This window comes from Paenibacillus sp. BR1-192 (genome assembly GCF_029542445.1).
In the GTDB taxonomy this organism is placed as follows: Bacteria; Bacillota; Bacilli; order Paenibacillales; family Paenibacillaceae; genus Paenibacillus_AQ; species Paenibacillus_AQ lautus_A.
Genome location: NZ_CP120718.1, coordinates 1899624 through 1912547, shown reverse-complemented (window position 1 = coordinate 1912547; position 12924 = coordinate 1899624). Strand labels below are relative to the sequence as shown.

The 12924-nt window shown below is 50.4% G+C and carries 9 protein-coding genes and 1 tRNA gene; 2 read left to right on the top strand and 8 right to left on the bottom strand.

All coding sequences use genetic code 11. The features are described 5' to 3' along the window. Window positions 1–6 precede the first annotated feature (6 nt). The 8 genes from lon to P0X86_RS08095 form a co-directional block, all read right to left on the bottom strand. Window positions 7–2343, bottom strand: a complete 2337-nt coding sequence (lon, locus tag P0X86_RS08130; protein ID WP_090910454.1) for an endopeptidase La — start codon at window positions 2341–2343, stop codon at window positions 7–9. An 84-nt stretch (window positions 2344–2427) separates the two neighbouring features. Beyond that, on the bottom strand, window positions 2428–4137 hold the full coding sequence (gene lonB, locus P0X86_RS08125; protein WP_481858292.1) for an ATP-dependent protease LonB: 1710 nt from the start codon (window positions 4135–4137) through the stop codon (window positions 2428–2430). A 173-nt stretch (window positions 4138–4310) separates the two neighbouring features. Next, complete coding sequence (locus tag P0X86_RS08120) at window positions 4311–4493, bottom strand: hypothetical protein (protein WP_277748297.1); 183 nt, start codon at window positions 4491–4493, stop codon at window positions 4311–4313. Between the two features lie 307 nt (window positions 4494–4800). Next, a complete protein-coding gene (ispG, locus tag P0X86_RS08115) occupies window positions 4801–5910 on the bottom strand; it encodes a flavodoxin-dependent (E)-4-hydroxy-3-methylbut-2-enyl-diphosphate synthase (protein ID WP_009590416.1) in 1110 nt (369 codons plus the stop codon). A 114-nt stretch (window positions 5911–6024) separates the two neighbouring features. Further along, entirely contained in the window at window positions 6025–7290 is a 1266-nt protein-coding gene (gene clpX, locus P0X86_RS08110; RefSeq protein WP_277748296.1) for an ATP-dependent protease ATP-binding subunit ClpX, read from the bottom strand. A 14-nt stretch (window positions 7291–7304) separates the two neighbouring features. Then, window positions 7305–7895 carry an ATP-dependent Clp endopeptidase proteolytic subunit ClpP gene (clpP, locus tag P0X86_RS08105; protein ID WP_009590407.1) on the bottom strand — a complete coding sequence of 197 codons (591 nt, stop codon included), beginning with the start codon at window positions 7893–7895 and terminating at the stop codon, window positions 7305–7307. Window positions 7896–8169: 274 nt separating this feature from the next. Continuing rightward, window positions 8170–9492 carry a trigger factor gene (gene tig / locus P0X86_RS08100; protein ID WP_277748295.1) on the bottom strand — a complete coding sequence of 441 codons (1323 nt, stop codon included), beginning with the start codon at window positions 9490–9492 and terminating at the stop codon, window positions 8170–8172. Between the two features lie 145 nt (window positions 9493–9637). Beyond that, the gene (locus tag P0X86_RS08095; RefSeq protein WP_192569334.1) at window positions 9638–10480 is read right to left on the bottom strand and encodes a hypothetical protein; all 843 of its coding nucleotides are present in this window, start codon (window positions 10478–10480) and stop codon (window positions 9638–9640) included. Between the two features lie 360 nt (window positions 10481–10840). Here P0X86_RS08095 and P0X86_RS08090 point away from each other — a divergent pair. Together P0X86_RS08090 and P0X86_RS08085 are read left to right on the top strand one after the other, a co-directional pair. Next, window positions 10841–10914, top strand: a tRNA-Arg gene (locus P0X86_RS08090). 391 nt (window positions 10915–11305) lie between these two features. Continuing rightward, a complete protein-coding gene (locus P0X86_RS08085) occupies window positions 11306–12484 on the top strand; it encodes an IS110 family RNA-guided transposase (protein WP_277745938.1) in 1179 nt (392 codons plus the stop codon). The last annotated feature ends 440 nt before the right edge of the window (window positions 12485–12924 follow it).

Below are 12924 nucleotides of genomic sequence, written 5' to 3'. Positions count from 1 at the left end.
TCCTCTCTAGTGCACTCCCGCTTGTTCAACGAGCGCATGCTCCAGAACCTGATCCATATGGGATACCGGAACGAACTCCACGTCGTTCTTTACGCTGTCAGGAATATCACGCAGGTCGCGTTCGTTATCCTTAGGGAGCAATATTTTTTTGTACCCGGCACGGTGGGCTGCCAGCGACTTCTCTTTCAAGCCGCCAATCGGCAGTACGCGTCCCCGAAGTGTAATTTCACCCGTCATGGCCACGTCACGGGCTACATGCCGTTTGGTTAAAGATGAGATAAGAGCCGTCGCAATCGTAATGCCGGCTGAAGGGCCATCCTTCGGTATGGCTCCCTCCGGGATATGGATATGGACATCAAGCTTCTCATGGAAATCCGGATCAATGCCCAGCTCTACCGCTTTCGAGCGGGTAAAACTGAAGGCGGCTTGAGCCGATTCCTTCATCACGTCACCAAGCTTGCCCGTCAGCGTCAGCTTGCCGGTACCAGGCACCACGGTTACCTCAATGGTCAGCGTTTCGCCGCCCACTTCCGTCCATGCGAGCCCCGTGACCGTACCCACTTGATCTTCAAGCTCGGCCATGCCATAACGAAACTTCGGAATGCCGAGATAATCCTTGATATCGGCAGCCTTGATCTCGATGGATTCCGATTGCTGGGTCACGATCTGCTTGGCGGCTTTGCGGCACAGCGCCGCCACTTGCTGCTCTAGATTCCGCACGCCGGATTCACGGGTATATTCCCGGATCACCTTCATCAGCGCTTCCTCGTCCAGAATCAGCTGCTCAGGCTCAAGCCCATGCTCGCTCTTCTGCTTGGGCAGCAAGTAACGGTTGGCGATTTGGAGCTTCTCCAGCTCCGTATACCCCGGAATGTTCAGCACTTCCATCCGGTCCAGGAGCGGTCTTGGAATGTTATGAAGCACGTTCGCCGTCGTGACAAACATAACGTTGGACAGGTCAAAAGGAATTTCCACGAAATGATCGCTGAACGTATTGTTCTGCTCTGGATCGAGCACTTCAAGCAGTGCGGAAGACGGGTCCCCGCGGAAATCGGATGCCATCTTGTCGATTTCATCCAGCAGGAACACGGGATTCATCGAGCCCGCTGTTTTCATGCCTTGAATGATCCGTCCCGGCATAGCTCCGACATAAGTGCGCCGGTGACCGCGAATTTCCGCCTCGTCCCTTACCCCGCCTAACGAGACGCGAACGAACTTGCGCTCCAGGGAACGGGCGATGGACCGGGCAAGCGATGTTTTACCGACGCCCGGAGGGCCGACCAGGCACAAAATAGGCCCCTTCATCTTCTTCACCAGCTTCTGGACCGCCAAATATTCCAGCACGCGTTCTTTCGGCTTCTCGAGACCGTAATGATCCTCGTCCAGCACTTGCTCCGCTTTGACGATGTCCAGATCATCCTCGGTTTTGTTCGTCCACGGCAGCGCCAGCAGCCAATCCACATAGTTCCGGATAACGCCGCCTTCCGCAGAGCTCGCCGGCATTTTCTCGAGTCGGTCGATTTCCTTCTCTACCTTCTCCTGGACGCGTTCCGGCAGTTCAAGCTCCTGAAGCTGGCTTCGGAGTTCCTCTACTTCCCCGGCACGGCCTTCCTTGTCGCCAAGCTCTTTCTGGATGGCCTTCATCTGTTCGCGCAAATAGTATTCCTTCTGGGTCTTCTCCATTTGCTTCTTGACCCGCTGGTTGATCTTACGCTCCAGCTCCAGCACTTCGCGCTCGTTATTCAGTATATCTAGAAGTTTCTCGAGCCGTTTGCGAACGTCGATTGTTTCGAGAATTTCTTGCTTATCCTTGATCTTCAGCGACAAATGACTCGTAATGACGTCCGCCAGCCGTCCTGGCTCATCGATATCGGAAACGGCCGCCAGTGTCTCAGGCGTCACTTTCTTCGACAGATTGATATAATTCTCAAACTGAGACAGTACGGTTCGCATTAATGCGGAGACTTCAGGATCATGGTTCTCCTCTTCGGGAAGCTCCCGAGCGATGACCTCGTAGTATTCCTCTTGATCCGTATATTCAATAACTTCCGCCCGTTCCATACCCTCCACTAGCACACGTATGGTACCGTTTGGAAGCTTAAGCATCTGGCGTACATTCGCAACTGTGCCAATCCGAAAAATATCATCCTGCGTCGGTTCTTCAATGTTCACTTCCGATTGAGAACATAGGAGAATCAAATTGTCTTCAACCATCGCCTTTTCTAAAGCCTTTACCGATTTCTCCCGGCCTACGTCCAAGTGAAGCACCATGCTTGGATAGACCAGAAGACCTCTTAAAGGCAGTAAAGGAAAACGACGACCTTTGGATTTACTGGGTCCCATCGCTTTCGCACCTCCAATGGCTCTCAATGTTGACACTATTCCTATTTTATCAAATCTGCGTATAAAAAACCAACTATACGAGGCTTAACATCCTCCGGCATCCGTTATTTTTCCGTTGCGCGGAGGCGTGGCCTGCAGCAATGAAGCGGAAGAGGATGGAAATACATCGTTTCCGGGAAGCTGTATCACCTCCGGAGCGAACGTACCGCCAAAGATATGCCCGAAAACTTCATCCACCGATTCCACCGGAATCACCCGCAAGCCCCCGCTCAAATCCTGGAACAAGGTCTGCCAATTGTCCTTAGGGATGATCACGCGGGTCGCGCCTGCCTGGAATGCCGCCTCCACCTTGGCGATGACTCCGCCAATCGGCTTCACTTTTCCATGGATGCTTATCTCGCCGGTCATCGCTACCTTGTTATCGACTTCAACCCCTTTGATGGCCGACACGATGGCCGTAGCCATCGCAATGCCGGCGGAAGGGCCGTCGATCGGCGTTCCTCCGGGAAAATTGATATGCAGGTCATAGTTTTTGGGCGTAAAGCCCATCGAGCCCAGCACGGTCAGCACATTCTCGATCGAGCCTTTGGCCATGCTCTTGCGGCGCAGCTTGCGCGAGCCTCCGCCAAATTCCTCTTCATCCACTACCCCGGTGATATTGTAGGTACCCCGGCCCTCCTCGACAGGAACCGCAGATACTTCAATTTCTAGCAGAGCCCCCATATTCGGGCCATATACGGCCAATCCGTTAACTACCCCAATCTGCGGCTTCTCCGGTATTTTCCGGTCGGGCCTTGGCTGCAGCTGGCTGCTGCTGGCTACCCATTCAACATCCGCCGCGCGGAGGGCATCCCGCTTCTCGGTCAATGCCAGACCGGCCGCCAATTGAATCATATTGACCGCTTCCCGGCCGTTGGAGCAGTACTGCTTCACGACTTCTACCGCTTCCGGCGGAGCATTCAGGCCAATCTTCTGAATGGCATCCTCCGCAATCTTGCCGATCTCTTCAGGCAGAAGCGGACGGAAAAAAATCTCCATGCAGCGCGAGCGAAGTGCAGGAGCAATCTCTTCCGGCGAACGTGTCGTAGCACCAACCAGGCGGAAGTCCGCCGGAAGCCCATTTTGAAAAATATCGTGAATATAAGCGGGCGTATTGGCATCCTCTGAATTATAATATGCGCTTTCCAGCAGCACCTTGCGGTCCTCCAGCACTTTTAAAAGCTTATTCATCTGGATGGGATGCAATTCCCCAATTTCGTCAATAAACAGGATTCCCCCATGGGCCTTGGTCACCGCGCCCGGCTTCGGCTGAGGGATGCCTGCCACCCCCATGGCACCGGCGCCTTGGTAAATCGGATCATGAACAGAACCGATGAGCGGATCGGCAATTCCACGTTCATCGAAACGGGCCGTCGTTGCGTCGATCTCCGTGAATTTCGCGTCGTATTTAAACGGCGATTGCGGGTTCTTCTTGGCTTCCTCCATCACCACGCGGGCAGCAGCGGTCTTACCGACTCCCGGAGGACCGTATACGATGACATGCTGAGGATTCGCGCTGCATAGCGCGGCTTTTAAGGCGCGCAAGCCGTCCTTTTGCCCCACAATGTCATCCATGGTTTGCGGCCTTGTTTTCTCGGCGAGCGGTTTCGTTAACGATACCGACCGGAGTTTGCGGAGTTTATCCAGCTCCTTGCGCGATTCCCGGTCCACCGCTGTTTTGCTTGTCTTCTGTCCACGCAATAAATTCCAAAAATAAATGCCGATGATGACTGCAAAAAACAGCTGCACCAGCATAATCACGATACTTAAATTCACAAGTCATTCCTCCTGTACTCCATTATGTCTTCATCCAAACGTTAATACATGGTAGTATTGCCGATTCCTCGGATGGTAAAACGCTGGAGGGGGAACAAATTGTAAAAGAGAGGGTGATTGAATCAGGATGCGCTGACGAAGCCGTACTCGTATCAAAAAGCGGATGGAAGACGTTTCAGTGAGACGCTGCGGTGAGTCGCTCCGCGTACGTATCGTTCCTCCGATCGCTGTTGTTTCCGAATTTCATGAATGACGATACCAATGTAGAAATTCGGCAACAAAGGCGACCGCTCCGCTTCTCCGGAATCGATTCGTCCGCTCCGCTGGTGCGGCACATGGCATCCTTCTGAATCATGAGGAGAGAGAGTGGGAAAGGCCGAGCTTTATTTACAAGAAGCTCGATTAAAGCAAAGTTACTTGGAATAACCAAACGCATACTTGCAAATTTATACGAATAACCTGACCGTAAGCAGACCGCTTATTTCTTGGTTAATCCTAGTCATACCTTATTCGTTAGATATGCATTCAAAGAAATCGTAGTAACATGCCTTTGATTCTGTGTATCCTAAGAAAAACAACAAAAACGGCAGTCTCTTTGAATCATGAGACTGCCGTTAGAGCATAAGCCAAGTTCTATTACAATCAGACCGTGGATTTGTGCTTGCGGCCCGGGATTTCGCCGGTTTCCTCGTACACCTTCACGATATGATCGATTTCTTTCTTAAGCTCTTCCACCATGGTGGCTTCCGGAACTTTGCGGATCATCTCTCCGTAACGGAAGAGCAAACCTTCCCCACGAGCGCCGGCAATACCGATGTCGGCTTCTCTGGCCTCACCGGGACCGTTCACGGCGCAGCCCAAGACGGAAACCTTAATCGGCACTTTAATCTTCGAGATGTACTCCTCCACCTCATTGGCGATGGAAAACAAATCGATATCCAGCCGTCCGCAAGTCGGGCAGGATACCAAGGTTGCCGCATCCGAGATCAGACCGAAGGATTTTAGAAGCTCCCGGCCCACCTTGATCTCTTCGACCGGATCGGCGCTCAAGGAAATACGCATCGTGCTGCCTATGCCTAGGGACAACAGTGCCCCAAGACCGGCCGCGCTCTTCACGGTACCCGAGAAGAGGGTGCCCGCTTCGGTAATCCCCAGATGAAGCGGGTACGGAATCACTTCCGCCGCCTTGGTGTACGCCGCAATGGCCATCGGCACATCAGACGCTTTAAGCGAAACGATGATATCGTGGAAGTCCAGTTCTTCCAAGATGCCGATATGATACAAGGCGCTCTCTACCATGGCTTCCGGTGTCGGATACCCGTATTTTTCAAGAAGGTGATTCTCCAGGGAACCGGCATTCACCCCGATCCGAATCGGAATCCCCTTCTCCTTGCATGCCTTCACGACGGCTTCGACCTTTTCGCGCTTACCGATGTTCCCCGGATTGATCCGGACTTTATCGATACCGTTCTCGATCGCCATCAGGGCGAGCTTATAGTTAAAATGAATATCCGCCACGAGCGGGATATGAATGCGTTTCTTGATTTCTTTGATGGCAGCAGCTGCTTCCTCATTGTTTACCGTTACCCGGACGATCTGGCATCCCGCTTCCTCCAGGCGCAGTATCTCGGCAACGGTTGCCTCCACGTCTGCTGTTTTGGTGGTGCACATGCTTTGAATAATGACTTCGTTCTTTCCCCCAATGGTAAGGTTCCCCACCTTGACGGGCCGTGTGTCTTGTCTCAAAAACATGGTACGATCTCTCCCATATAACGCCAAAGCTCCACTCCAGCAAAGCCCATTTGGGCATAACTGGAAGTGGAGAATCAGCGTAGATTTATTCCACGTCTAAAACGCTATAACGCATTAGGCGCTTTCTTCTTGTTTCTTGTCGTCTTCGTTAGCTTTGGTTTGAAGCTCAGGAATCACTTTATCCCGAACGACCTGCTCCGTAATGACGCAATCCTTGATGTCATCCCTGGACGGCACTTCATACATCACGTCAAGCATGATGCTTTCGATGATGGAACGCAGTCCGCGTGCACCCGTATTGCGCTTAATGGCTTCGCGGGCAATCGCTTCAAGTGCGGCCGGCTCAAACTTGAGGTTCACGTTATCAAACTCAAGCAGCTTTTGGTACTGTTTAGTCAACGCGTTTTTAGGCTCGGACAGAATACGGACCAATGTCGCCTCATCCAGCGGCTCGAGCGTGGACACGACCGGCAGACGGCCGACGAATTCCGGAATCAATCCGAATTTCAACAGATCCTCCGGCAGAACCATCGTCAGGTATTCACCTGGCTTAAGATCCTTTTGGCTTTCTCCGGATGCATTGAAGCCGATGACCTTTTTGCCGATCCGGCGTTTGATGTACTGCTCCAAACCGTCAAACGCACCGCCGCAAATGAACAGGATGTTCGTTGTATCGATCTGGATGAATTCCTGATGCGGATGCTTGCGTCCACCTTGCGGCGGCACGGAAGCAACGGTTCCCTCCAGAATTTTCAGGAGAGCCTGCTGAACCCCTTCACCGGAGACGTCACGCGTAATGGACGGATTCTCCGATTTGCGGGCCACTTTGTCGATCTCATCAATATAGATAATGCCGCGTTCTGCTTTTTCCACGTCATAATCCGCAGCTTGAATCAGCTTCAGCAGAATGTTCTCAACATCCTCACCCACGTAACCGGCTTCGGTCAGCGAGGTTGCGTCCGCAATAGCAAACGGCACGTTCAAAATTTTGGCCATCGTTTGCGCAAGCAAGGTTTTACCGGAACCTGTAGGTCCGAGTAGCAAAATATTACTCTTTTGCAATTCGACGTCCTCGATCTTGCTCTGGGTGTTGATGCGCTTGTAGTGATTGTAAACGGCAACCGAAAGGGATTTTTTCGCTTGATCCTGTCCGATTACGTATTGATCCAGGATATCGCGGATTTCACGCGGTTTCGGAATATCCTTCAGATCCACTTCTTCCTCGTGTCCGAGCTCTTCCTCTACGATCTCCGAACACAAGTCGATGCACTCGTCACATATATAAACACCGGGCCCCGCAACCAGCTTGCGGACCTGCTCCTGCGATTTGCCGCAGAAGGAGCACTTCAGCTGCCCTTTGTCATCGTTAAATTTAAACATGCTATTACCACCCCTTAAGATTTGGTCGGTGAAGACAGAACATCATCAATAATACCGTACGCCTTCGCTTCCTCCGCGCTCATGAAAAAGTCGCGGTCTGTATCGCGTTCGATTTTTTCAAGGGGCTGACCCGTGCGCTCCACATAGATTTGATTCAGTTTTTGTCTGGTCTTGATGATCCAATCTGCATGGATTTGGATATCGGATGCCTGACCTTGAATGCCTCCGAGCGGCTGATGAATCATCACCTCACTGTTCTCGAGAGCATATCGTTTGCCTGGCGCTCCTGCAGTAAGCAACAATGATCCCATGCTGGCGGCCATGCCTACGCAAATCGTGGATACATCAGGCTTGATCAACTGCATCGTATCATATATACCCATCCCGGCCGTTACCGAACCGCCAGGGGAATTGATGTACAAAGAGATGTCTTTTTCCGGATCTTCCGCAGCCAGAAACAGAAGCTGGGCAATAACAAGATTGGCAACATCGTCATCGATCGCACTGCTGAGGAATATAATGCGATCCTTCAGTAATCTTGAGTAGATATCGTAAGATCTTTCGCCTCGACTGGTTTGTTCAACAACCATAGGTACAAGACTCATGCGACCAACCTCTTTTCCTTGAAAAATATACTACAGCGTTACAAAAGTTATTCTAACATGTTCAAAGCACGATGTCATTTTTTAACCCTGTTTACATTCTATGAACTTGCCAAGAATTATATCCTGCCAACTTGTCTCATTATGTATGTCGAAATTTATAACCAATTCATGTCACATTTAGTAGTAAATTGGCTATTCTTAGTTAAAAATAAGGCACGCATGAAATGTACGTGCCTTATCTAATGTGAGGGCAGCTTCGGCAGCCGCCTATTTATTATTCTTCAGTTGCTTCTTTTTTCTCAACAGGAGCGCCTTCTACGCTGTTTTCCAGCAAGAAGTCGATCGTTTTGCGAAGAAGCAGTTCTTCACGAAGGCTGTCGAGGGAACCGTTAGCACCGAGGATACTGCGGATTTCATCAGCGGAACGTTTGTACGTATCAGCCATGTTTTCCAGCTCTTTGTTGATTTCTTCTTCGGATACTTCGAGTTTCTCTTCCTTCGCGATTTGCTCCAGCACGAGGTTGTTGCGAACGCGTTTTTCAGCATCGTCCTTCATTTGGCCTTCCAGATCGGCATTGGTTTGGCCGGAGAAGCTCAGGAACATTTCCAGGTTCATGCCTTGCTGGCGAAGACGGTTGTCGAAATCGCGCATCATGTTTTGAACTTCGGATTGAATCATGGCTTCCGGAATTTCAACTTCAGCGTTTGCTGCTGCTTTTTCAACGGCTTCGTTCTCACGAACGCCTTGGGCTTCTTGCTCTTTGCGAGTCAGCAATTGCTTCTTCAGATCTTCCTTGTACTCATCAAGCGTATCGAACTCACTAACGTCTTTAGCGAATTCATCATCCAGCTCAGGAAGCTGTTTGCGTTTGATTTCGTGCACTTTCACTTTGAAGACGGCTTGTTTGTTAGCCAATTCTTCAGCATGGTAAGTTTCAGGGAAGGTCACTTCCACGTCTTTGAAGTCTCCTGTAGCCATACCGATGACTTGGTCTTCAAAGCCTGGAATGAACGTGTTGCTTCCAAGCTCAAGGGAATAACGCTCAGCTTGTCCACCTTCGAAAGGAACGCCGTCAACGGAACCGTCGAAGTCGATTACAACGATATCGCCGGACTGGGAAGCACCTTCGTCGATAACGGTAAGCTCAGCATGACGTTGTTGCAGACGCTCAAGCTCTTCGCTCAGTTCCTCGTCGGAAACTTCTGCAGCTACTGCAGCAACTTCGACGCCCTTGTATTCGCCAAGCTTAACTTCCGGCTTCACGGTTACTCTAGCTTTGAACTTGAAAGTTTCGCCTTTAGCGAACTGCTCGATGTCCACTTCCGGACGATCCACAGGGAAGATATCCACTTGTTCCACAGCTTCGCTGTATACTTCCGGAAGAAGGATGTCGATTGCATCCTGATACAGGCTCTCTACGCCAAAACGCGCTTCAAAGATCGGCCGAGGCACTTTACCTTTACGAAATCCAGGTACATTTGCTTTTTTAGCTACTTTATTAAAAGCCTTGTCGAGAGCGGATGCAACGCGCTCCGCATCAACCTCAACGTCAAGAACGCCAAGGTTCTTCTCTATTTTTTCCCAAGTTGCTTTCATTTATGCTTTCCCCTCCAAAATAATTCACGTGGTCGACGCAATAATGTATCACGTACCGAATAACCACTATAGTATAAACAACATTAAATCCTTTTTCAAGGGCGAACCCTTATGCCGCGACACCGTAAACGTTTTCCAGCTCTGGCTAATCTTCCACGCCTGCAGCGACGAATTGCTTGAGAGATCGATAGGCTCCCTCATAGCGGAACCGCATGGTGTCCGTGATGCCGTAAAGCGGGCGGATTTCCTCCTCATTGCGAAAACCTTTCAGGCTCTCCGACACGATGTCATGCAGCGCTGCGGCCCATATATCGAGCGTGGCTTCTTCTTCGTCCAGCATGGAATGGTAGTCCTCCGTGCCGTAAATCGCCATGATGAACTGGGACCATAATTCCTGGGCAAAATAAAACAGCGTCGGCTCATGGACCTCGGTCTGATCCGCAACGCGCTCCAAAATCCTCGTAATCGCGTCCGGGAAGCCTCCCGGATCCAAGGGAACCGTATCGATCTCGATCTCGACGGCTTCCTGCCCGCGATGAAGGCTTACGTGCCCTTCCATCCCTCTTCTCCGGAGCGTTTGCAGCACCCGGAATTGCAGCAGGGGATGAAGCGGCGTATCATGCAGCCATTCGACCAGAATCGCGTCTATCTCCGGACGGTCCAGATAAGCGAGCTGTTCCAGCGCCAAAATGGTCTGCTCCGTCAGCGGCCCGGTCATGACCGAAGCCAGCAGCTTGTCGGCGTATCCGGCATCCTGGGCAACCTTGTCCCTGACCATCTGTCTCGCCATCTCGGACTCGTCCGGATCATCCTCGTCAGCCTCAGCATCGAAATCGACCGAACGGGGCATGGCCTGTTCCGGAAATGCGGCTTCAAGCCATTCGAGGAGCGAGTTCCACTCTTCATAGTGCCGTTCGTTCTGTCCCCCGCACTTCAGCAGAAAACGCAGCACTTCCATCGCTTCACCGTAACGTTCGTTCTCGAGCATAACCGTAAGCTGAATCTGGTAATAATCCAGCGTCTTCGGAAACAGGATGATGTTCTTATCCTCTTGTTCTTGGGAGTAAGAGTCCTTGATAAGGACACCTCCTTTCTGGTCCTGTTTTTCGTATTCGTTGATTATAGCATATGTACTGCCAAGTTTAAAAAAGGGCGTAACAGCTTGCGTGCATCATGCCCCTGGCAACATAAAGACGGCGATCCCCAGTTTTCGGGCGTATATTTTATCAATATAACCCGATATGATACTCGAATAATCTTGCAAATCCGAAAAACTTTATGTCATAAAATAATGATTGAATTTCTCCTGTGTATGTGATAATATATTTTTTGCTTGAAAAATTTCTATGTCCCAGTAGCTCAGCTGGATAGAGCAACGGCCTTCTAAGCCGTCGGTCAGGGGTTCGAATCCCTTCTGGGACGTAAAAGAAGACACCGTCATATGACGGTGTTTTTTTATGTCCCGTGAGGATGAGAACCCCTAGAAGGGGTTCGTCGGAGCCTACGCTTCGGGAGGATTGCTTCGCAGTCGGCCCGAAGGGCCGTATCCCTTCTGGGAAGCTACCATCGGTAGCTTTCGTATTATTAGGTCAACCAGATTTCTGGTTGGCCTATTTTTGTAGGCATTATACGATGGTGGTAGCCGGGAGAACGAAGGTGGCTTAGGGACGCAGATCCCGTCAAAAAAACGGTTCTCTCACTACCGTCCAACGACTATGTTTGAGCTGGTAGAGGCTTTAGACCTCGCATCACAAGCGAAGCTATGGGGTTGGAGACCATGTGGGAATGCCGGTATCGAATCAAGGAGGTTATTATGCAGCCAGTAGTAGGAATAGACGTGGCCAAAGGGGTTAGCGTTATCCAGGCCTTTATCGGTCGCGAAAAACCCTTCGGGAGGATGGAGAAGCTTCATCATGGGCCGGAAGGTTTTGAACGGCTAGGGGAACTGTTAGGAACACTCAAACATAAAAGTGGCGTCGAGCCCGTTGTTGTCCTTGAGGCGACCGGACATTACCATCGAAGTCTGGTAGGGTATCTTAAACGTAGTGGATGGACTCATTACATCGTTAACCCTCTGCAAGCGAAACGATCGAAAGGTACGCAACTTCGCAAGGTGAAAACAGATGCAGCAGATGCATGGCATTTGGCTGAGATGTACTACCGAGGGGACGTTAAAGCGCATCGAGAGTGGGAGGAAACCTACACCGAGCTTCAACACTTAACGAGGCAACATGAGTTTGTAACCGCGATGTACGTACAGGCCAAGTTAAACAGCAGAGCTTTGCTTGAGCAGGTGTTTCCGGACTTCATCGGATTATTTCATAATCTGTATGCGACCACATCATTAAAAGTGCTAGAGCGATGTTTGGAGAACAAGGTCGAAGATGTGGGGGATCTGATCCTTGAATGTGTAGGTAAATCCCACTCCAAAGGATGGATTACGGAGAAAACAAAACGGTTGAAAGAACTCGTGTTGGGCTGGAAAACACAAGAGAGGAGTCGATCCCAGAGCATAGCGTTGACTAGCATGGTCTCCCTGCTGTTGGAATTCGATAAACAGTTAAATCATTTGGAAAAGCAGATGGAAGAACTGGCTGGGGAGTTGCCTGAAGTGGAATTGGTCAAAAGTATCCCGGGTGTAGGGAACAAACTTGCGGCAGCCATCGTGGCAGAGCTGGGCGATGCAAGCCAGTTCAAGGATGCGAAGCAACTTGTAGCCTACGCAGGATTAGATCCGGGGATTTACAGCTCAGGAAAATTCACGGCTACAAGCAACCGGATCACGAAACGAGGCTCAAAAAGACTACGGCGAGCACTCTATCTTGCCGTACAGTGCGGGATTCGCAGACGTGCAAACCGCAGGATCAGTGATTACTACGACAAAAAAAGAAAAGAGGGCAAGCCCTACAAGGTGGTCGTGATCGCTTGCGCCAACAAGCTTCTCCATCACATTTATGCCATCCTAAGTAAAAGCGAACCCTACAAAGCCTAAAAACCATATTTTCCCATAACCTTCACGCCACTGAAGGTTATTTGTGCTGTTTAGAAAAGTATATCAGTATTCTATTATTTAACCAAGTTATAATGCTTGACAAGTATTAGCTGGTTTTTTTGTATTCCAGAAGGGTGATGAACCCATACTTGAGTTTGTTGGAGCCTATGCTTCTGTAGAACCAATTCCCAATCGGCCCCAAGGGCCGTATCCCTTCTGATGCACTATCGACATTCTACATATGAACATCATGGCCGATTCCAATACGACATACACCCTTACACGACTTTTGCGGACCGTAGGTTCGTTATTTCATCAAAAACGGCCCGATTTAGAAATTAGCGGACACCACAGCCGTTATTTAGCTAATTCACAGTCAAATTACCCTCATTTTTCATAAATAACGGACTTCTGGTCCGCTACCATACCTGTATGAGGGT

Bases quoted from the DNA above. Each gene is read 5' to 3' on its own strand.
- lon (WP_090910454.1), bottom strand. From the start codon at position 2,343: ATGGGACCCAGTAAATCCAAAGGTCGTCGTTTTCCTTTACTGCCTTTA.
- lonB (WP_481858292.1), bottom strand. From the start codon at position 4,137: ATGCTGGTGCAGCTGTTTTTTGCAGTCATCATCGGCATTTATTTTTGG.
- ispG (WP_009590416.1), bottom strand. From the start codon at position 5,910: ATGTTTTTGAGACAAGACACACGGCCCGTCAAGGTGGGGAACCTTACC.
- clpX (WP_277748296.1), bottom strand. From the start codon at position 7,290: ATGTTTAAATTTAACGATGACAAAGGGCAGCTGAAGTGCTCCTTCTGC.
- clpP (WP_009590407.1), bottom strand. From the start codon at position 7,895: ATGAGTCTTGTACCTATGGTTGTTGAACAAACCAGTCGAGGCGAAAGA.
- tig (WP_277748295.1), bottom strand. From the start codon at position 9,492: ATGAAAGCAACTTGGGAAAAAATAGAGAAGAACCTTGGCGTTCTTGAC.
- P0X86_RS08095 (WP_192569334.1), bottom strand. From the start codon at position 10,480: ATGCTCGAGAACGAACGTTACGGTGAAGCGATGGAAGTGCTGCGTTTT.
- P0X86_RS08085 (WP_277745938.1), top strand. From the start codon at position 11,306: ATGCAGCCAGTAGTAGGAATAGACGTGGCCAAAGGGGTTAGCGTTATC.